Raw genomic sequence first — 21,908 nt, forward strand, 5'->3', positions numbered from 1 at the left:
ACTATATGTCTTTTTTGGTAAACTGATCATTTGTTTCAGTACCGGCATTTTTGCCGGCATCAGGTGCATCTGCCGGGCTTTCCGTTACAGGATTTGCTGTACCCGGCTCAGCCGAAGCAGCAGGCGATACCGGTTCGGCCGGAACATTAGGGGTATTTAACGGATCCTGAAAGTTCTGCTGGTTCTTCCAATTTTCCCAGGCACTCTTGTTTTTTGATTTTATGATAAAACTTGCACCTATGGCAACAAAAACAAGCGGCCACAGCTTCGTCAGCTGAAATCCGAACGGAATGAGGTTAAACTCATCCATTAAAAAATACATCCCAATAACCAGCAAAAATAAGCCGGCAACGGTACGCCCTGTTTCACTACTGTTCTTTTTGTACGGCTTAAAATCACTTGTCTTTTTCCAGCTGTCAAACCCGCCTTCATTTACTGTCGATGAAGCCCAGTTCTGGAAAGGTGCAGTATTTTCATTTGTCCTTTTTGGTTCGGCAAATGGGTTTGAAGATTGAAAAGGGTTGTTTTGCCCTTTAAAAAAATCATTGAATTTTGAAAACCTTGCTGCCGGATCATTATTAACCGGTACTACAATCCACATGATGATGTATACAAGTATTCCTGTACCTACCAAAAATATAGTTGAAAGCACAAATAGCAGCCTGATGATAGTTACATCCACCTCCATGTACTCGGCAACACCAGATGATACGCCTGCGATTACCTTATCATGCTCATTCCTGAATAATCTCTTTTCCATTATAATTCCCTCCTGTTATTTTTAAAATTGTACCGGCTTTAAAACTATCTCATCAACATTTACACCTTTACTTAAATTTAAAATTGTGTAAATCGTGTTGGCTATATCTTCAGGTTGTACAAAACGTTCAGCGGGGATTTGTGTTCCCTCCCATGATGAAGTTAATGTAGAACCAGGTAATATTGCAGTCACTTTAACATTGTATTTCGATAGTTCCTGTCTCAATACATCATTAAGACTAAGCAATGCCGATTTAGTTACAGAATAACTGCCTGCATTTTCTACAACAACCTTCGAGGCTATGGAACAAATGTTAAAAATATGCCCTGATTGCTGCTCGCGCATGATTTTACCAAAATATTTAGCGCAATAATAAGCAGCCTTCAGGTTTAAATCCAACTGTAAATCAAACACATCGTCCGCTTCATCAAGCAAAATCCCGGGAATAAAAGTCCCTGCATTATTTACTAAAACATCAACGGCACCCATTTGTTCGGTAGTAGCCCGGCAAAAAGCGTATACTTCTTCTTTAATGCTGCAATCAGCTTTAAAAGTAAACACCCGGGCGTTGGTATGCTTCATTTCATGGGCAAAACTTTCCAGTTCTTCTTCGTTCCTTGCACAAATGGCCAGGTTATAGCCATGCTGGGCCAGGTTAAGGGCAACGGCCTTTCCAATCCCCCTGGTGGCCCCTGTTACAATTGCATTCATGTTACAACATTTAATGGGCCGCAATATTACAAAAAAGGGCCACACTCAAAAACTTAGGTGCCAAAGTTTTGTTAGAAAGTTGAATTCAATCCCCTTATATAAAGGTTTCAACTTTTTATTGTTTCTTTGTAGTAATATTGCGTAAATAGTATAGCTAATTTATCATTGAATGAATTTTACCAATTTTGGCAGATACCTCCTCTTGTTAAAGGCCGTATTTAGAAGACCTGAGAAATTTAAGATTTACCTGAAGGCCATTTTCAAACAAATGGATTTTATTGGTGTAGGCTCTTTAGGCCTGATCGCCATTATATCTACCTTTATTGGTGCGGTAATGACCTTACAGATCGCTTTCCAGCTGGTTAGTGATTTTATCCCGAAAACCATTATCGGCTCTGTAAATCGGGATTCAAGTATATTGGAGCTTAGCCCAACCATCAGTGCTATTGTGCTTGCTGGTAAAATTGGTTCTGCCATATCATCTGAAATTGGCACCATGCGGGTAAGTGAACAAATTGATGCACTTGAAATTATGGGCATTAACTCTCCCGGATACCTGATCTTGCCTAAAATTATTGCAGGTATTACCATGGTACCCCTGTTGGTAATTATGTCTATGTTTTTAAGCATCACAGGTGGTTATATTGGCGGAACTTTATCCGGTGCGGTTTCCCCGGCTGAATATATACAAGGTATCACTACAGATTTCAACCCTTATACGATTACCGTTGCCCTGATTAAAGCTTTTGTTTTCGGGTTTATCATTACTTCTGTACCTGCTTATGAAGGTTTCTATGTAAAAGGGGGCGCATTGGAAGTTGCCCAGGCCAGCACCAGAGCGGTAGTTGTAAGTTGTATATCCATTCTGGCATGTGATTACATTGTAACCCAGTTATTACTATGATCGAAATCAAAGACATCCATAAATCATTTGGCGACAATGAAGTACTGAAAGGTATATCTGGCAAATTTGAGGCTGGCGTAACCAATTTAATTATCGGAGGCTCTGGTTCTGGTAAAACAACCCTGCTGAAATGTATGATCGGGCTGCACCAGCCTGAAGAAGGCAGTGTGGAATACGACGAGCGGGAATTCACTACCATGAACTTTGAAGAAAAGATCGAAATCAGGAAAGAGATCGGCATGCTTTTCCAGGGTTCAGCACTTTTTGATTCCATGACCGTAGAAGAGAACATCATGTTCCCTTTAAATATGTTTACAGAGCAAAGCAGAAAGGAAAAACTGGAAAGGGTAAACTTTTGCCTGGAAAGGGTAAACCTGGAAGGTAAAAACAAACTCTACCCGGCCGAACTTTCTGGAGGGATGAAAAAGCGTGTAGGCATTGCCCGGGCCATTGCCATGAACCCGAAGTATTTGTTTGTAGACGAACCCAACTCGGGTCTGGACCCTAAAACCTCCATCGTAATTGATGAACTGATTAAGGAACTGACCGAAGAATACAATACCACCACAATTGTAGTTACACACGATATGAACTCGGTAATGGGTATAGGCGATTATATCCTGTTCCTCCATGAAGGAAAAAAATTCTGGGAAGGTTCCAACAAAGAAATTGCCCATACCGATGTTCAAGAACTAAACGACTTTGTTTTTGCCAGCCGTTTTATGAAGGCTGCAAAAGGAAAATTTTAAGATATCCATTTTATGATAAGCCTATTAACACCCACGCACTGGAAAGATTATGAGTTAATTGATTGTGGTGACTTTGAAAAATTAGAACGTTTTGGCAATCTGGTCTTGTCTCGGCCAGAGCCCCAGGCAGTCTGGAAAAAGACCTTATCGGATCAGGAATGGAAAAAACAGACCCACATCCGCTTCAAAGGACGCTCAGCAACATCAGGTGAATGGATCAAAAGTTCACCTAAGCTTCCAGACCGCTGGAATGTGGAGTACAGCAATAACGAGGTAAGTATAAACCTGCGTCTGGGACTTACTTCCTTTAAACACCTTGGTGTATTTCCTGAACAGGCGGTAAACTGGGATTATATTTCTTTCTGTGTTAAAAAATTTAAATCGCCAAGTCCGAAAGTTCTAAACCTATTTGCCTATACAGGAGCGGCCTCATTAATTGCAAAAGCCGCCGGTGCAGATACCACACATGTTGATTCGATAAAACAAGTGGTAAACTGGGCCAATGAAAACCAGGAACTCTCTAAACTTAAAGATGTGAGATGGGTGGTTGAGGATGCACTTAAGTTTGTGAAGAGAGAACTTAAACGCGGCAAAAAATACAATGGTATTATTCTGGACCCACCAGCCTATGGCCATGGCCCCAATGGAGAAAAATGGAAACTGGAAGACCATATCCAGGAAATGATGCTAGACGTAGTACAGCTGCTCGATCCTCAGGAGCATTTTTTAATCCTCAATACTTACTCGCTAGGGTTTTCATCAGTAATTGTAGAAAATCTGATCAGAACCTCTTTCCCTAAGGTTAAAAATCTGGAAACCGGTGAACTCTATTTACAGGCTACTTCAGGTGTTAAATTGCCTTTAGGGGTTTTTGGCAAGTTCAATAGCTTTTAACCGGCCCTAAACGGTTTAGGATAAAAAATAAGGCGCCGGATACTCAAACCGGCGCCTTTTCTTTAAACACACTTAAACCCAGTAACACCTTACTGACCAAGTTTCTTTATGGTCTTTGTTTAAAAAGAGGAGCTTCCGGAGGGCTCCGGAAGCTTGTCCTCATCAACTAAACTAAACCAAATAGTTTCTTTCAGACTCATTGTTTAGAATCATTTTAAATAACACTACAAGTATAGCAACTTATTTAGAATAATTCCAAACAATATTAAAATAAATTTATAGCTAGCTTTTCTTATACTTGTACAAAAAACAAATTCTATACTTATGAAAATACCTCACCTGGCAGGAATTATTCTAATCAGTTCATTAACAATGGGTTTATTTACCAGTTGTGCTACTGATGGAAAGAAAGCGAAAGGACATACTAAAGTAACGGCCAATGGCGATACGGTAGTTGTTGAAGAAGAAAAAGAAGACACCACCCGCCAGCCGATAGACACCGCTAAATACAATGCACTGGTACGGAAGCTGGCCAATGGAGACTCCACAGGTAAGTGGCCGGTTAAAAAACAGCCATACCCCCTGGATGGTGCAATTCTTCCTTTTAAACGCATTGTCGTTTATTACGGAAACCTGTATTCCAAAAAAATGGGTGCGTTGGGCGAATATGCACCTAAAGAAATGCTGGCTAAATTGGATGCTGAAGTTAAGCGTTGGGAAAAAGCAGACCCATCTACCCCAGTTCAACCAGGATTACATTATATTGCAGTAGTAGCAGCCGGAGATCCTGGAAAAGCGGGAAAATACCGTACAAGGATGCCTTTCAAACAAATCGACTCTGTAATGACCATATCCAGAATGCGTAAAAACATGATCGTATTTCTTGACATTCAGGTTGCTCTGGGAACGATACGTGACGAACTGCCTCAGTTGGAACAATATCTTAAATTACCAAACGTGCACCTGGGCATTGACCCTGAGTTCTCTATGAAAGACGGTTCTCTTCCTGGTCGTAAAATTGGCACCTATGATGCTGCAGATATCAACTATTGCTCAGATTACCTGGCTAACCTGGTAAAAAAATACAATCTGCCGCCAAAGGTATTTGTGGTTCACCGCTTCACGAAAAAGATGGTAACCAATTCGCAGAACATCAAATTACGTCCGGAAGTTCAGGTGGTAATGCACATGGATGGATGGGGCGAACCGGAGCTTAAAAAAGGCACATACCGTCACTTTATTTATTCTGAACCGGTTCAGTTCACCGGCTTCAAATTGTTCTATAAAAACGACCTTAAAAAGGCACCAAACAGGTTGATGACACCAGAGGAGCTGTTGAAATTAAAACCAGCGCCAATCTATATTCAATACCAGTAATTTTAAAATAGCTGTTTATAAAAAATGGCTTCTGATCTGTTGTCAGAAGCCATTTTTTTATGCGGGTTTATGCCTACTTCAAGTTTAAGGCTATACCTTCTCCTTTCAATAGTTTATTCAACAAAGCCACCAGGTTGCTAAGGTTCTGTTTCAGCAGGGCATAAATATTCAACCTGAAAGTATCCAGATCATCCATTTCGTCTTTCAGGTAGTTTTTGAGTTTAATCTTATTCTTTAACCGTCTAGCCTCAGCCAGGTGGAATTCCAAAAAATAAGCCAGCCCTATCGGCTTATCGGCCCATACACCTGTAATGGTTTCCGATATCCTTTTGAATTCGCTTTCTAAAAACTCAAGCTGCTCATGATCTATCTCAAAATCCAGATTTCTGTCCATATCAATTAACAACACTCCTATCCTGATCAACTGGTTGTTTACAACCGGACTGCTGGCCCTTTCCATCATAATTTTGACTATAAATTTATATTTCGGGATTAATATGTGAAATTTTGATGGATAAAACACCAGTTTTCCTATTTTTTGTTCTGGCATGAAAGTAGTGTAGTGATTAGTAACAAATCAAAAGCACATGAATTTACCATCATTAAAGCGGGTTAATTTTAAAAAAATGAGAGCAGACCTAAGCAAAGGCTTCAAAAGCCTTGCTGAAGGTGGATTTAAACAGATCTTTAATCAGATAGACCAATTGGGCATCAAAAAAGGTGTTGATACCATGGGCATAGATAAATTTGTAAACCAATGCGCACTCTTTGCTGCAGGCTCCGGAGTTGTAACCGGCATAGGCGGTATGGGTACCATGCTGGTGGGTACACCACTAGATGTGATTAACCTCATTACACAGCAATTCAGAGTAACTTTAGCCATTTCCTACCATCATACCGGGCAGTATAAAATCAGTTTTGAAGAGTTTTTCAAAATTGTAGCTTCCTCCGTAAAGGCAGATACCAAACTGGCCATCAGTAAAAATGTAATGGAAGAAGTTGCCGAGAAAATCCTAATGAACCTGGGCTCCAAAGCAACCCGGCGCCTGGTTCCCGTTATCGGTGGTGTAATTGGCGGAACCGTAAACTATCTATTTATAAAAGGTGTTGCAAATGAACTGAAGTCCAAATCTGGTAAAATATAAGTCTCTGATTGTCGCAAGCCTCGTTTAATTGTCTTTTTACAGCGTTCCGCGCTGAGTTTTTTGCAGTTATATTTGTGCAATTACAATTTTTAAATCCATAGATCATGTCATTTCAAGCTTATTTAAAAACAATAAAAGAAAAAACAGGCTTAGGTCCTCAGGAATTCAGGGCCAAAGCTGAAGAGAAAGAGTTTACAGAAAATGGACAGCTCAAAGCAAGTGTAAAAGCTGCTGAGATTGTGAAATGGATAAAAGAAGAATACGACTTAGGCCATGGACATGCAATGGCTATTTATGCACTGCTCAAGGCTATAAAGAACGAGAACAGCCAGTAATGTATGCCTGAAGTTAATTTTGATTTGATCCTTGAAAATGTAGGCAGGCACATCCGGCTTGAAAAAGCGGAAGCAGATTTTTTCATATCCCTGCTGCAGTACAGGTCACTTAAACGCAAGGAATTTCTGCTTAGGCAAGGCGAAATATGCAGGTATGAGACCTTTATCATTAAAGGCTGCCTGCGCGTTTATACCATCGATGAAAACGGTGATGAACATGTGGTTATTTTTGGTGTAGAAAACTGGTGGGTGGGCGATTTTGCCAGTTTTATTACACAAACACCTGCGACCTACGCTATTGATGCGCTGGAAAATACTGAGGTATTGCAAATCACAAAAGAAAATCTGGAAAAGCTTTATCAAAAAGTCAATAAGTTTGAACGTTTTTTTCGTCTCCTTCTACAAAATGCCTATGCGGCACAACAAAACCGCATCAATCAGAACTTGTCCTTTACCGCTGAGCAAAGGTACTTTGACTTTATAAAGAAGTACCCACAGCTGGAACAGCGCATTTCTCAAAAGCAGGTCTCTTCTTATCTGGGCATTACCCCGGTGTTTTTAAGTATGATCCGCAGGAAACTGACCGGGAAGTGATTTATTAAACTACTTTAACGTTTTTCACTTCTTCAGGTTGTTGTTTTGTAGTGTAAAAACAACAGAAAATGAAAACCAGTATTACACAAACAAAAACAGGCACCATTGTGTGGGCCACTATAATTTCAGGAGTGCTAGATGCCCTTGCCGCAATTGTTGCCTATAAGCTATTTTACAATTACAGTCCTGTCCAGATCTATCAGTTCGTAGCCAGTGGCGTATTGGGGCCGGATGCTTACACAGATGGTTTAGCCACAGCATTACTTGGCCTTGCGTTCCACTTTTTGATCGCATTTTTTGCCAGCTATGTTTTCTATCTGCTATTCCCAAAGCTCCCGCTTTTAAAGCACAATAAAATTATTACCGGTCTGCTGTATGGATTTACCATCTGGGCAGTCATGAATTTAGTGATTATCCCAATGAGTAAAATCCCTGCTGTCCATTTTGATGTACTTGCGATAATAGCCATTATCTGGCACATGCTTTTAGTGGGCTTACCCATTTCGGTGATCGTTAGCAACTATTATAAACATTCCAAAGATACCGAGAATCGGTAAATGTACCGGAAGAGCTGATGATGGTTGTTCCTATTTTGCCCTGCACGAGTCTTAACACGCAAAAACCGAGAAACTTTGCAGCAAGCTTTGCCTATAAGTTTTAGTAGGTAAAAGCGACCTCGCTTTTCGGGTTATCCAGCTTGGTACTTTTACGCTGACCGCTTACAATGGCATGGATCATATTACTTTGTGACTCATGCTGCTCGAAGAGGATGTCGTTTTTAATACTCAGATGTTTTATCGATCTTACCTCTATTGTCTCGAAATAACACCAGGCGGCATCCTCTTCTATCTCATAACCCAGGTACTTCAAATCGAGGGCCCTACCATTGGCACTGATCTTCAGGTGTGCTTTAATATACCTTGCAATCAAAGCATCCGCCTGTTTCCTGTCGGCAGGCTTTAAAATATTTACCTGGGTTTTATATTCCCTTTCCAACGCCCGTTCCAGGTCGTCAAAAAAAATCCTGCTGCTCACCTGCACTGCCCCATTATTTTTTTGCTGCACAACCTCTGTTACACTCACATAAAAAGGATGAAATATATTTAACCAAAAAAATAATAAACACTGCAACATTTTGTTTTTCTTAATTTAAATGAGGATATTGCTATTCCAATAGCTAAGGTACAAATTAATTCAATGCAGGAATTCCCTCTTTATTTTCAACTAGGCTGGCAACATATTTTAGACTGGCAGGGATACGATCACATTTTATTTGTTATGGCGCTATGCGGCACTTATATGCTGGCAGACTGGAAAAAGGTCCTGATCCTGGTTACTGCATTTACCGTTGGGCACAGCATCACCCTTGCTTTAAGTGTATTCAAGATCATTAGTGTCAATACCGCGCTGATTGAATTCCTGATTCCGGTTACCATCCTGGTGACTGCGGCATCCAATATTTTCAGTAAGCGAAAAAAGCCAAAAGGACAGACTTTTAAATACCTCATGGCACTTTCTTTTGGTCTGATCCATGGCTTGGGGTTTTCAAACTACCTGAAAAGCCTGCTGGGCAAAAGCAGCAGCATCACCGCTGAACTGTTTGCCTTTAACATCGGACTGGAATTTGGCCAGGTATTGATCGTGGCTGGAGTTCTGATCCTTTCCTTCATCCTGATCTGGATTGTAAAAATAAAGCGATGGGATTGGAATTTCTTTCTTTCATCGGCTATATTTGGAATATCCTTTGTTATGGCGGCCGAACGTTTTCCGGCATTACTCGGATAATACATTCAAACAACTAACACCAATGAATAAAAACCTGCTGTTTTTTATTGCGCTTATATTTAGCACCAATGCGTTCAGTCAGCATGTTGTGCACAATCCGGGTTCCAATCACGGAAATAAATTCGAACAGCTGGGTACCATCATCAGTAGTCCGAATATGTACCGTTCCGCTTCGGGGGCCCCTGGCCCGGCTTACTGGCAGCAACGTGCCGATTACGAGATCAATGCCGAACTGGACGAAAAGAACCTCAGGCTGAATGGATCTGAGACCATTACCTACTACAACAATTCGCCCGATCCGCTAAGCTACTTATGGGTACAGCTGGATGAAAACCAGCACAAGGCCAGTAGCGATAATAAGCTAACCGAAAGATCTAAAATAACAGATCAGATGAACAATAAGGCTTTAGCCGACATCATCAATGCCGAAAACAACCTGGGTGTTAAGATATTAAAAGTTACGGATGACAAAGGAGCAGCCTTACCTTATACCGTCAACAATACAATGATGCGTATAGACCTGCCCCAGGTTTTACAACCTAAACAACAGTATAAGCTTAAAATTACCTGGAATTATAACATTGCCAACCGTATAGCTGATGGTGGAAGAGGGGGTTATGAATATTTTCCTGAAGATGACAATTACCTGTTTACCATGACCCAATGGTTCCCCAGAATGGCAGTTTACTCCGATTTCCAAGGCTGGCAAAACAAGCAGTTTGAAGGAAGGGGAGAGTTTGCCCTGGTATTTGGCAATTATAAAGTAAACATGACTGTTCCGGCAGATCATGTAGTAGGCGGAACAGGGGAATGCCAGAATTATGCGCAGATATTAAATGCAACCAGCTTACAGCGCTGGAATGCGGCGCAGACAGCTGAAGCACCCATCGAAATTGTAAACCTTGCAGAGATCAAATCCGGACTTTCAAAAAAGTCTGCCGCAAAAAAGACCTGGATCTACAAAGCCGAGAACGTAAGAGACTTTGCCTGGGTATCGTCCCGGCGCCTGGTATGGGATGCCATGGCCACGCACATTAATGGTAAAAAAATCATGTCCATGTCGTACTACGGCCCTGAGGCATATCCACTCTATAATAAGTATTCAACCAAAATAGTAGACCATACCTTAAAGGAATACTCCAAACACACCATTCCTTACCCTTATCCAGTGGCCATTTCTGTAGAGGCAGCAAACGGAATGGAATACCCGATGATCTGTTTTAACTATGGCCGTGCGCAAAAAGATGGCACTTACACCGATGCCATCAAATATGGTATGATGAGTGTAATCATTCACGAAGTAGGACATAACTTCTTCCCGATGATCGTCAACTCCGACGAGCGGCAATGGTCATGGATGGACGAGGGTTTAAATACCTTTTGCCAGTACCTAACCGAACAGACCTGGGAGAAGAACTATCCCTCGCAGCGCGGGCCTGCACATAAGATTGTAGATTACATGAAGATGCCTAAGGATCAGCTGGAGCCGATCATGACCAATTCCGAAAACATCATCAATTTTGGGCCTAACGCCTATGCCAAGCCGGCTACAGCCTTAAATATTCTAAGGGAAACCGTTATGGGCAGGGAACTTTTCGACTATGCGTTTAAAGAATATGCAAAGCGATGGGCATTTAAGCACCCTACCCCGGCCGATCTGTTCAGAACAATGGAAGATGCCTCAGCAGTGGACCTGGATTGGTTTTGGAGGGGTTGGTTCTTTGAAACTGATCCGGTAGACATTGCCCTGAATGACCTGCGCTTCCGTCAGACAGTCAACAAGAAGAACTTCTATGAGCTGGATTTCACTAATGTCGGCGGGCTGGTGATGCCAATCATCATTGAATGGACATTTAAGGATGGCAGTAAAGAGGTGGAGCGGATTCCAGCCTATATCTGGCGCAAGGATGAAAATAAGGTAACCAAGGCATTCGCCAAGGATAAAGAGGTTGCATCTGTGCAACTGGATCCTTACAGGGAAACTGCTGATATCGACGAGAGCAACAATTCATGGCCAAGAAAAGCACAGCAATCCCGGATTGACCAGTTTAAACAGCAATCCGGGCAGCGGTAGGAAATTTAAAAGAAGCCCAGCTGGCCTTTATCATCAATCTTGATGTCATCAGGATTGGTGATTTCGAAATCAACCTGCTTAGCTGGTTTTGGTCCTTCTGCTTTTTCCTCCTTTTCAGGTTTGGCACTTTCAGTGGGCTTGGCCGATTTGCTGCCCCATGCTTTTTTAGGCTTTTCTGCAACAGGTTCTGGCTCCTCTTCCTGAACAGGACTTCCCTGAGGTACCTCATCCGCTTCTGGTAAAGGGACTTCCTCTTCGTCCGCATCTTTACTCATCGCCGGATCAATCAGTTCTTCTTCTCCCTCCAGGGCTGTTGTTGTATTGTTTTCCTCATCAACAGGCATATCATCTCCTGTCTCTGCAGCGGCAGATGCCGGTGCCGCCTTTATCTCTTCTGTGGGCTCTATCTCTTTATTGTTGCTGATCGTAATATTTTTAACCTCATGGGCAGTCATCCTGTTTCCATTGGCCTTAATCCCTTTCACATCAATGAATTCCGTCAGTACAATTTCAAGGGTTTCCGGAACCCTGGTCTTGCCCTTCAGCACATCAACAGTCAATACCGCAGCGGGGTTGCTGGTAATGTAAAGGAATTTTGAACCACTTTCTTCACTGATCAGGCTGAACTTTTTGCCCACAGCAATAGCTTCGAACAGGAACCTTTTGATAAAATAGTTTTTAGCCTTTCCTTCGTACTGCACTACGGCAAAAGGTTTCTCGGGATCAAATTTCTGGATCAGGACCAGGTCATCATCAAAGTGGTTGCTCAGCTCAAAAGTACTCAGTTCATACCAGCCATCTTTATGTACCTGCAAAATCTTATCATCGCCGTCAAATTCACCAAGATATTTGCCCCGGCCATCTACATTCAATCTCCTCAGCAGGTCATCATACCAGATCTTCAACCCGGCCAATGTAGAAACCCCTTTACTCTTCAGCAGCACCTTTTTAACTGGGTATTTAGAAACGATATTTCCCTGGGAGCCACGGCCTTTTATGGCAATTTCCGCAAAGTCCAGGTCGAACTGCAGTTTCTTTAATTTAGCATGCGGCTTAAGCTGTACAGTCACAACCTCGGCCTCTCCATTAGGATTTGCGGTGAAGTATAGCACTTTAGAGCCTTTGCTTCCCTTGGTCAGGTCGTACTCCTTATCGCGGGTAACCCCAACCACAGCAAAGCGCTTGATATATGATGTACCACTTGCACCATCTTTGTAGATCATATTGTAAATGGTCCGTTCATCGCCTTTTTTAAACACCTGCGCATGCAGGATACCTTTACCAACAAAAGTTTTATCCGCTACCTTGGTAATGATACACTTTCCGTCTTCCCTGAAAACAATGAGTTCATCAATATCCGAACAATCGGCCACGAATTCATCCTTACGCAAGCCCGTTCCGATAAAACCATCTTCACGGTTCATGTATAATTTTACATTGGCCAGGGCAACCTTAGAAGCTTCTACCCTGTCAAATAATCGGATTTCCGTTTTACGCTCCCTGCCCTTACCATACTTGTCTTTCAGTTTCTGGAACCAGGCAATGGCATATTCAGTAAGGTGACGCAAGTGGTTTTTAACAACTTTGATCTCATCAGAAAGCGCTTTCATCTGCTCGTCAGCTTTCTTCACGTCGAAACGTGTAATGCTGCTCATCGGCTTATCGATCAGCTTCTTAAAATCCTCCGGGAGTATCTCTCTGTACAGGTCCGGTTTAAAAGGCTCAAACAAACGGTTCAATACCTCTACCACTGCTTCAAAAGTACCGGAGTTCTCATAATCGGCGTTTTTGTACATCCCTTCCTGAATGAAGATCTTTAACAAAGAACTAAAGAATATTTTTTCCTGTAATTCATGCAGTTTAATCTCAAGTTCCTTTTTCAGCAATGCTTTAGTGTGCATGGCATTCTGGATCAGAATGTCGTTTACACTCAAAAACTGCGGTTTCTCGTCTTTAATGATACAGGTATTCGGAGAAATAGAAACCTCGCAGGAGGTAAAAGCATACAGTGCATCAATGGTCACATCCGGAGAAATACCGGGTGCAAGCTGTATCACGATCTCTACATTGGCGGCTGTATTGTCTTCGATCTTCTTGATCTTGATCTTGCCTTTATCGTTGGCAGATAAAATGCTGTCGATAACTGATCCTGTAGTGGTGCTGTAAGGAATTTCACTGATCACCAGCGTTTTTTTATCCTTCTCGGTAATCTTTGCCCGTACCCTGATCCTTCCGCCACGCATCCCTTCGTTATAGGCAGAAAAGTCGGCCATACCACCGGTAAAAAAATCAGGCAAAATATTAGGCCTTTGCCCCTGCAGTGCCTCAATAGAAGCATCCAGCAACTCCACAAAGTTGTGTGGCATTACCTTGGTGGCCAAGCCAACCGCAATACCTTCAGCTCCCTGCGCCAGTAATAAAGGAAATTTTACCGGCAAGGTAACCGGTTCATTATTCCTGCCGTCGTAGCTCAGCTGCCATACGGTAGTATCACCGTTAAAGACAACCTCATTTGCAAATTTTGAAAGACGGGCTTCAATGTAACGCGGAGCGGCTGCATTATCGCCAGTAACCGGGTCTCCCCAGTTACCCTGGCAATCAATCAGCAAGTCTTTTTGCCCGATCTGCACCATCGCGTCACCAATAGAAGCATCACCATGAGGGTGGTATTTCATGGTATTTCCGATCACGTTGGCAGCCTTATTGAAACGTCCGTCATCCATTTCCTTAAGAGAATGCATGATACGGCGCTGAACAGGCTTCAGGCCATCATTGATGTGTGGAACAGCACGGTCAAGAATTACGTAGGAAGCATAGTCGAGAAACCAGTTTTCATAAAGTCCGTTAATAGGGATTACCGTATGTTTATTTTCTTCGTTTATGTTGTTTTCTAATTCTTCGCTCATCAAAAAAGGATTGTATGCTGTAAATATAAGGCATGAAAACGAAATTTAAGAACCGAGTTTTTAACAGTTCCTGCCCGCATGATCATTTTTAAGGGATTTTTAACATTGTTTTAAACAATTTAATTATTTAGATTGTAGATGTAAGGTACAGCCTGAATTATGGCACAGATGGCATGATTTTGGTTGTTTATCGAGTTAAAGAAATCTCAACTTTTATTGGTTTGAATAAATATATACGCAAGAGTCTTAAAGTTGTACTCTGGATCATCGCAAGTGTTATCTTGCTTGTGGTTCTGATTGCCCTTTCCTTAAACATTCCATTTGTTCAAAATTTTGTGAAAGACCAGGTTATAGGCTATTTAAAAGATAAAACCCAGACCGAGATCCGCCTGGAAAGCATTAAAATAGGTCTCCCAAAAGACGTTATTCTGAACAAGTTTTATATTGAAGACAAAAAGGGAGATACCCTGCTTTATGCGCAAAAGCTGGCAGTCGACATTAGCCTTTTTGAGCTGCTGAACAATAAGGTTGAGATAAATAACATCACACTGCAGAAAATAAGGGCAAATGTAACACGCATAAACCCCGACACTGCCTTTAATTTTTCCTTCCTGGCTGATGCCTTTATGTCTGAGCAGGAAAAACCCGAAGAAGAAGTAAAAAAAGACAGCACTTCAACCCTCAAGTTTTCGGTGAATAAGGTCAATCTGGAAGACATCGGCATTGTATACCGCGATGATGTGGCGGGTAACGACATGAAGTTGCAGCTTGGGGAGTTCAAAGCCAATATCAAAGATTTTGACCTGGATAACCAGCGATATGTCATCAAAACCCTTTCTTTAAAAAACACAGCGGTAAAATACCTGCAGCAAAAACCTTTAACACAACTTAAAGCGCATCTGGAAAACAGTATAGACACTGCTAAAACCGAATCTGGAAAACTACCACAGATTGAAATACAAGACTTTATTTTCAATAACATTAAGATAGGATTCGATGACCGGCTCTCCAGGACCAGTGCTAATGTGGATTTAAACAGCCTTGCGGTAACCAAACTTTTTGTTGACCTGACCCATAACCAATACAAATTGGACGAAGCCAGACTCAACAACAGTAAAGTAAATTTCAGCTCCGGTGAATCGGACATGAAAGCAAATGTTGACCTCAGGGAGCTTTCTCTGGCTAAGCTGATTGCAGATGTGCAGCATAGCAAGTACCAGCTGGAAAGTGCAGCATTGAACAGATCGGAAATTGCTTTTTCTTTCAAACCTGCCCCGGTGGCCAAAGCTACTGCACAATCAGACACTGCAGCAAAAACACCTGGAATCGCCTTTCAGGTAAAAAAGCTCAACCTGGCAGAGAACAGGGTTAAGTTTGACAATTTTGCAGAAAAACCGGCTAAGGGCATGGATTTTAACCACCTGCTGATCAATAGCCTGGGCATACAGGCAGAAAACCTGGCCTACAGCGATGCCGGTATAAAGGTGAAGGTGAAATCGGGTTCGATGAAAGAAAAAAGTGGCTTTGAACTCCAAAAACTGCAAGGCGATGTAGCCTATTCAGAAAAGCAGACCAAAGCAAATAACCTGCTGGTAAAAACCCCTAATACCTATATAGAGGGCAATACCCAGCTGGATTATACGGCTATGGAAGACCTCACCAAACACCCGGAAAAGGTAAAGATATACCTGCAGGTAAAGAATACTATCATTGGTCTAAAAGATGCGGCCTATTTTAGCGATGCTGTACCCGCCAGCTACCGGAACGAAAAGATAAAGCTCAATGCGCTTGCACATGGCTATATGAATAATCTGGTCATTCCAAAATTACAGGTAGATGGACTGAAAAGCACCCATATTGACATCACTGGAACAGCCAAAGGCTTGCCGGATGTAAACAAAACGGTACTTGACCTAAACATCAAAAGGTTTGCACTCACTAAGAGCGATCTGTTGGTCGTTATCCCTAAAAAGTCGTTGCCTGCCAACATCATCCTGCCCAATACCATTAACGCAAACGGTAGGTTTAAAGGCTCTATGACCAATTTCAATACCGGCTTTAACATCAATACCGACATGGGCTCTGCAAAACTGCTGGCCAGTATGAAAGGGGCAAAAGGCAAAGAAAGTTACAATGCAGATATCAGCCTGAACAATTTTAATGTTGGCCGCCTGTTAAAAATGGAATCACAGCTGGGCAGAATAACTGCAAAGGCAAATGTAAAGGGAACGGGGCTCGATGCCAAAAAGGCCAGTGCAACCCTAAACGGACAAATCATCAGCGCCTATTACAATAAATATACTTATCGTAATTTAAACCTCAGCGGCACCTACAAACGTCAGCAACTGAATTTAAAAAGCAGCATGGCCGATACGAATGCCAGCTTTGCACTTACAGCCCATCTGGATATATCAGGTAAATATCCCGCTGTAAAGGCAGATGCAGACCTGAAGCAGATCGACCTCCAAAAACTGAATTTCAGTGCCACAGAGTTTAAACTGGCAGGCTTTGTTAAGGCAGACATTCAAACCGCAGATCCGGATTACCTGAATGGTGACATCACCATCAACGGGATGCAGGTAGTGAAAGAAGGGCAGCGCTTCAATGTAGACACCATTATTGTCCACTCAGAGGCTTCGGCCGACCACAACCTGCTGACTTTAAAATCGGAATTCCTGAGGGCCAGAATAGATGGTAAGTACCAGCTCACCAACCTGGGCAGCGCCATGATCAACCAGATCAATAAGTATTATCAGTTTGGAACGGTAACCAAAATCCCTGATCAGCGGTTCCGGTTTTATGTTAACTTTTATAACCCCAAGATCTTAAAGAACTTTGTGCCGGAACTCACAACCTTTGCACCCTCGCGCATGTGGGGATTACTGGATACCCAAAAGGACAGCCTGGTAATGAATGCAATGTTCCCTCAGCTGGTGTATGGCAGTTACCGTGTAGACAGCACCCGCCTGAACATCAACAATACGGATCAGAAACTAAACTATAAGTTTACCATCAAGAGCCTGCAAAGCCCTGCTATCTCCTTCTACAACAACGAGATCAGCGGAGCGGCCTTAAACAACAATCTGGATTTGAATGTATTCTTAAGGGACAGCAAACGCAAAGATAAATATGTACTGGGCGGTCAGTTCAAATCTATAGACAAGAACTATCGCTTTAGTTTCGACCCGCAGAAGGTACTGCTCAACTATGACAAATGGACTGTAGCGCCAGAAAATTACTTGCAGTTTGGGGCCTCAGGTATCCTTGCCCATCAGTTTAACCTTAGCAATGGCGGGCAGCTCCTCAGCATCAACAGCGAAAGCAATACCCCTAACGCCCCGCTTAAGGTAACGTTTAAAGATTTCAGGATTGAAACACTCACCAGGTTTGCAGAGGCAGACAGTGCGATGGCCGGCGGGTCCATCAATGGGACGGTAAATGTGAAAGACCTTGCAGGCACACCTAAATTTGAGGCCAACCTTACCGTAGATGAGCTGCGCTACCAGAAAGACATGCTGGGCACCCTGCGCATTGCAGTGAACAACAACACCGAAAATGCTTTTGAAACCAATATTGCCTTATCGGGCATACATGAACTGCGTGCAAATGGCTTTTATTATACTGCCCCCCAGAGCGCAATGGATCTGACGCTGAATATTGATAAGATTGATTTAAAAGCTGTAGAAAGCCTGTCTATGGGACAGATCAGGAAAGGGACAGGAACGGTGAGCGGACACCTATCTGTAAAAGGTAGTCTGGATGCCCCAAAAGTTCTGGGCGACCTTAAATTTAATCAGGCAGGTTTTAATGTGGCTTATGTAAATTCTTTCTTCAGAATGCCAAACGAGACCATTAGTTTTACTGAAACCGGTATCAACTTCAACAGGTTCAACATACTGGATTCCCTGAATCAGAAGGCGGTGATCACAGGCGGTATCCTGACTACAAACTATAGGGATTTTAAATTCAACATGGACATCCGCACCACCAATTTCAGGGCCTTGAACTCGACCGCTGAGGACAATGAGCTAATTTACGGAACGGTGTACCTGACCAGCACCATTAAAGTGCGTGGCGACATGAACCAGCCTAATGTAGACATGAATTTAAGAGTAGAAGACAAAACCAAATTCTTCTTTGCCATGCCAGCTGATGACCCCACAGTAATAGACCAGGAAGGTATTGTGCAATATGTTGATTTTGACGCCCCTCCTTTCAATGGAAAAAAGGCACTTTCGGTGGCCGATTCCATTAGTAAAGCCCCAATAAAAGGGTTTAACCTGAGCGCTACCATCAATATAGATGAAAATGCTGAATTAAACGTAGTTGTAGATCCTACCAACGGCGATAATTTGAGGGTAAAAGGTCAGGCTACCCTGGCGGCTACCATGGACCCGAGTGGAAAAACCAGCTTAACCGGGCGTTACGAGATTTCTGAAGGTAGCTACAATTTAACCGTAGGACCGGTGAAAAGGGATTTTAAATTGCAGCAAGGCAGCAACATTGTATGGACAGGTGAGCCTACCGAAGCCAACGTTGACCTTACTGCATTGTACGAGGTAAATGCCGCGCCTATAGACCTGCTCAATGAGCCGGACAACGTTCAGGCAAAAACCAAGCTGCCCTTCCAGGTATACCTGATGATGACCGGTCAGCTGATGAAACCTATCATTAAATTTAAAGTAGACCTGCCGGAAAACGAACGGGGTGCGCTAAGTGGCCAGGTCTATACCAAAGTACAGCGAATCAATGCCGATGAAGGTGAACTGAACAAACAGGTATTTGCGCTGTTGGTGCTCGAACGCTTTATTGCAGATAACCCTTTCCAAAGCCTAGCGGGCGGAGGGTTGAATGCTTCAAGTATTGCGCGGTCCAGCGTAAGCAAACTGCTTACCCAGCAGCTGAACAATCTGGCATCCGACCTTATCAAAGGGGTAGACATTAACTTCGGTGTCAATTCATCCGAAGATTATTCGACAGGCAAAATGGAGCAGAAAACCGACCTGGAAATCGGGCTTTCCAAAAAACTGCTGAGCGACAGGCTGATTGTTACTGTGGGCAGTTCTTTTGGGCTGGAAGGCCCACAGCAGCAGGGACAAAAATCGACCAATATTGCGGGCAACGTAAACATAGAATATCTGCTTTCCAGAGACGGCAGGTACAGGTTAAGGGCCTACCGCCGTAACCAGAATGAAGGGGTAATAGAAGGACAGATCATTGAAACCGGCTTGGGCTTTGCGCTGGTGGTCGACTACAATAAGTTCAGAGAGGTATTCCAGAAATTCTCTAAAAAGAAAAGATTAAGACAAGAACAGCGAGCTAACGATGAGACAACGAATTAAATACGGGTTATTTATACTTACATGCTTTATCTGGGCAGGCTGCAGCAGTACCAAAAGTCTTAAGCCCGGACAGGTCCTGTATACAGGTGCAGAGATCAACATCAATCCCGATTCATCTGCAAGGATAGACAACCAGAAAGATGTGAAGGCCGCTCTGGAAGGAAAGACCAGACCAAGGCCAAATAAGTCTCTTCTGGGCATTAAATTTAAGCTCGGATTGTACAACCTGGCAGGCCAGCCCAAAAAGCCTAAGGGTGGCTTAAGAAACTGGCTCCGCAAAATAGGAGAACCGCCTGTATTACTTAGCGAAGTTAAGATCCCTTACAACAACGCTGTATTAAAAAGTTATTTAATCAGCCAGGGATATCTGCAGGCAGAAGTTACAGGCGACACAGTAGTCAAAGGCAAAAAGGGCAAGGCTGTTTATACCGCAAACACTGGCAACAGGTATAAGCTCAATAATGTTACCTTTCCAAAAGACAGTACCGGTGTAACAGCTGTAATTAATGAAACGAAAGAAAATACCCTGCTCAAAACAGGAGAAAACTACGATCTGGATGTTTTTAAAAATGAGCGTATCCGGATAGACAACGACCTGAAGGAAAAGGGCTATTTTTATTTCAGTCCGGATTACCTGATTCTGCAGGTAGACAGTACTATTGGAAAAAACCGTGCCGACATCAGGTTGAAAGTAAAAGACATTGCACCCGATGCAGGCCTGAAACCCTACACCATTAATGACATCAACATCTATCCGAACTATAGCCTGCGGCGCGACAGTGCGTTAAGGGCATCAACCCCGGAACTGTACAAGGATTTTAAAATTTATGACCCAAGGAAAACCTTTAAAACAGGACTGTTTGACCGCCTTGTATTCTTTCAAAAAGGCGAATATTACAGCCGGGGAGACCACAACAAATCGCTGAACCGCATGGTTAACATCGGTGTTTTTCAGGCAGTAAAAGCAGAGTTTTTACCGGTAGACAGCTTTAAGAACAACCAGCTGAACCTGAATGTATACCTCACTCCATTAAAGAAAAACTCACTCAGTTTTTCTGTAACCGGAACCAGCAAGTCCAATAACTTTGTGGGTTCGGAAATCAAAATAACACAAACTACCAGGAACTTATTCAGGGGTGCAGAGCAACTCGATGTAAGTGCCAGTGGGGGTTTTGAAACGCAGGTTAGCGGTGTAGCCAAAGGACTTAACTCCTATTCCTTTACCACAGAGGCCAAGCTAACCTTCCCCAGGTTCATTACCCCATTTAAGGGCTTAAACAGCACCAATAATTTCATTCCAAAGACCATAGCCTCGCTTTCTTACCAGCTACTAAGCAGGGGCTCACTTTACAACCTGAATTCTTTTAAGGCAGAATTCGGTTACAACTGGAAAGAAAGCCAATACAAAGAACATACTTTTAACCCCATCTCTGTCAATTATGTAACTTCCAGCGTAGACAGTTTAACAAGGGACAGTCTTTTCAATGCCAATCCCGGATTGCAAAAGAACCTTGAAAAACAGTTCATCATTGGCAGCAACTATAGCTTTACCTACACCGATCAGATGAATGAATCGCAAAGGAACAACATTTATTTCAATGGCACACTGGAAACGGGCGGAAACGTATGGGGGATGTTTGCTTCAAAAAATAACGAAGGCAAAAAATCCGTTTTCGGCATTCCCATTAACCAGTTTATCAGGGTTGAGGCCGATTTAAGAAACTATTATAAGATCACAAAAAACATCATCTGGGCAAACCGTTTAAACCTTGGCTATGGCTATGCATACGGCAACAATACTTCCATCCCTTTTGTACGTCAGTTTTTCGCAGGGGGCACAAACGATATCCGTGCTTTTCCGGCCCGTTCTTTAGGCCCCGGAACATATAACTACAGGGATAACCCCGGCGCTACAGAAAACAGGACCTATACCGATCAGAGTGGCGACATCAAGGCCATGCTGAATACAGAGCTCCGTTTTAAACTGGTCAGTATATTACATGGGGCGCTTTTTGCGGATGCCGGTAATGTGTGGCTAAGAAAGGAAGACATGGGCAGCCCCGCTACGCCTACCAGCGAGGCCATTCCCGGCAGGCCCGGCTCTGGCTTTAAATTTAAAAATGCCTTGAGCGAGATGGCAGTAGGTACCGGTGCAGGCCTAAGGATAGACGCCACCATTTTCGTGATCAGGCTGGATGTGGCCTTCCCTGTCCGCAAACCTTACCTCCCTGCAGGACAGCGCTGGGTAATTGACCAGATTGATTTTGGCAGCAAAACCTGGCGTAAAGAAAATTTAATTTATAATATTGGAATAGGATATCCTTTTTAACCG

General features: G+C 42.8%; 17 protein-coding genes. 12 read left to right on the forward strand and 5 right to left on the reverse strand.

What is annotated here, in order from left to right:
* Position 1: 1 nt before the first annotated feature.
* Together B9A91_RS05365 and B9A91_RS05370 are read right to left on the reverse strand one after the other, a co-directional pair.
* Positions 2–760, reverse strand: a complete 759-nt coding sequence (locus tag B9A91_RS05365) for a PspC domain-containing protein (protein ID WP_084237362.1) — start codon at positions 758–760, stop codon at positions 2–4.
* A gap of 21 nt (positions 761–781) precedes the next feature.
* Positions 782–1,471 carry an SDR family oxidoreductase gene (locus tag B9A91_RS05370; RefSeq protein WP_084237363.1) on the reverse strand — a complete coding sequence of 230 codons (690 nt, stop codon included), beginning with the start codon at positions 1,469–1,471 and terminating at the stop codon, positions 782–784.
* Positions 1,472–1,640: 169 nt separating this feature from the next.
* Between B9A91_RS05370 and B9A91_RS05375 the strand changes: the two genes are divergently transcribed.
* The 4 genes from B9A91_RS05375 (at position 1,641) to B9A91_RS05390 (ending at position 5,395) form a co-directional block, all read left to right on the forward strand.
* Positions 1,641–2,375: an MlaE family ABC transporter permease gene (locus B9A91_RS05375; protein WP_084237364.1), complete on the forward strand. Its 735-nt coding sequence runs from the start codon at positions 1,641–1,643 to the stop codon at positions 2,373–2,375.
* Positions 2,372–3,124, forward strand: coding sequence for an ABC transporter ATP-binding protein (locus B9A91_RS05380; protein ID WP_084237365.1), 753 nt, complete (start codon positions 2,372–2,374; stop codon positions 3,122–3,124). The genes B9A91_RS05375 and B9A91_RS05380 overlap by 4 nt, the downstream gene beginning before the upstream one ends.
* A 12-nt stretch (positions 3,125–3,136) precedes the next feature.
* A complete protein-coding gene (locus B9A91_RS05385) occupies positions 3,137–4,018 on the forward strand; it encodes an RsmD family RNA methyltransferase (RefSeq protein ID WP_084237366.1) in 882 nt (293 codons plus the stop codon).
* A 324-nt stretch (positions 4,019–4,342) separates the two neighbouring features.
* Positions 4,343–5,395 carry a hypothetical protein gene (locus B9A91_RS05390; RefSeq protein ID WP_084237367.1) on the forward strand — a complete coding sequence of 351 codons (1,053 nt, stop codon included), beginning with the start codon at positions 4,343–4,345 and terminating at the stop codon, positions 5,393–5,395.
* A 73-nt stretch (positions 5,396–5,468) separates the two neighbouring features.
* Here B9A91_RS05390 and B9A91_RS05395 read toward each other — a convergent pair whose 3' ends face one another.
* Complete coding sequence (locus B9A91_RS05395) at positions 5,469–5,858, reverse strand: hypothetical protein (protein ID WP_144008863.1); 390 nt, start codon at positions 5,856–5,858, stop codon at positions 5,469–5,471.
* A 163-nt stretch (positions 5,859–6,021) separates the two neighbouring features.
* On the opposite strand from B9A91_RS05395, the gene B9A91_RS05400 reads away from it, so the two are divergent.
* The 4 genes from B9A91_RS05400 (at position 6,022) to B9A91_RS05415 (ending at position 8,026) form a co-directional block, all read left to right on the forward strand.
* Positions 6,022–6,540: an EcsC family protein gene (locus B9A91_RS05400; protein ID WP_235012462.1), complete on the forward strand. Its 519-nt coding sequence runs from the start codon at positions 6,022–6,024 to the stop codon at positions 6,538–6,540.
* A gap of 104 nt (positions 6,541–6,644) precedes the next feature.
* Complete coding sequence (locus B9A91_RS05405; RefSeq protein ID WP_084237370.1) at positions 6,645–6,875, forward strand: DUF4287 domain-containing protein; 231 nt, start codon at positions 6,645–6,647, stop codon at positions 6,873–6,875.
* Between the two features lie 3 nt (positions 6,876–6,878).
* Positions 6,879–7,469, forward strand: coding sequence for a Crp/Fnr family transcriptional regulator (locus B9A91_RS05410; protein ID WP_084237371.1), 591 nt, complete (start codon positions 6,879–6,881; stop codon positions 7,467–7,469).
* Positions 7,470–7,537: 68 nt separating this feature from the next.
* Complete coding sequence (locus tag B9A91_RS05415) at positions 7,538–8,026, forward strand: hypothetical protein (RefSeq protein ID WP_084237372.1); 489 nt, start codon at positions 7,538–7,540, stop codon at positions 8,024–8,026.
* A gap of 100 nt (positions 8,027–8,126) precedes the next feature.
* On the opposite strand, the gene B9A91_RS05420 is transcribed toward B9A91_RS05415, so the two are convergent.
* The gene (locus B9A91_RS05420) at positions 8,127–8,603 is read right to left on the reverse strand and encodes a DUF6702 family protein (RefSeq protein WP_084237373.1); all 477 of its coding nucleotides are present in this window, start codon (positions 8,601–8,603) and stop codon (positions 8,127–8,129) included.
* 63 nt (positions 8,604–8,666) lie between these two features.
* Here B9A91_RS05420 and B9A91_RS05425 point away from each other — a divergent pair, with 63 nt between their 5' ends.
* Together B9A91_RS05425 and B9A91_RS05430 are read left to right on the forward strand one after the other, a co-directional pair.
* On the forward strand, positions 8,667–9,254 hold the full coding sequence (locus B9A91_RS05425; RefSeq protein WP_084237374.1) for a HupE/UreJ family protein: 588 nt from the start codon (positions 8,667–8,669) through the stop codon (positions 9,252–9,254).
* 22 nt (positions 9,255–9,276) lie between these two features.
* Entirely contained in the window at positions 9,277–11,328 is a 2,052-nt protein-coding gene (locus tag B9A91_RS05430) for a M1 family metallopeptidase (protein WP_084237375.1), read from the forward strand.
* Between the two features lie 5 nt (positions 11,329–11,333).
* Here the strand turns inward: B9A91_RS05430 and B9A91_RS05435 are convergent, their stop codons facing one another.
* The gene (locus B9A91_RS05435) at positions 11,334–14,234 is read right to left on the reverse strand and encodes a DNA gyrase/topoisomerase IV subunit A (protein WP_084237376.1); all 2,901 of its coding nucleotides are present in this window, start codon (positions 14,232–14,234) and stop codon (positions 11,334–11,336) included.
* A 221-nt stretch (positions 14,235–14,455) separates the two neighbouring features.
* Here B9A91_RS05435 and B9A91_RS05440 point away from each other — a divergent pair, with 221 nt between their 5' ends.
* Positions 14,456–19,576, forward strand: a complete 5,121-nt coding sequence (locus B9A91_RS05440) for a translocation/assembly module TamB domain-containing protein (protein WP_084239589.1) — start codon at positions 14,456–14,458, stop codon at positions 19,574–19,576.
* On the forward strand, positions 19,560–21,905 hold the full coding sequence (gene tamL / locus B9A91_RS05445; RefSeq protein WP_084237377.1) for a translocation and assembly module lipoprotein TamL: 2,346 nt from the start codon (positions 19,560–19,562) through the stop codon (positions 21,903–21,905). The genes B9A91_RS05440 and tamL overlap by 17 nt, the downstream gene beginning before the upstream one ends.
* Positions 21,906–21,908: the final 3 nt, after the last annotated feature.

Source organism: Pedobacter africanus (assembly GCF_900176535.1).
Lineage (GTDB): Bacteria > Bacteroidota > Bacteroidia > Sphingobacteriales > Sphingobacteriaceae > Pedobacter > Pedobacter africanus.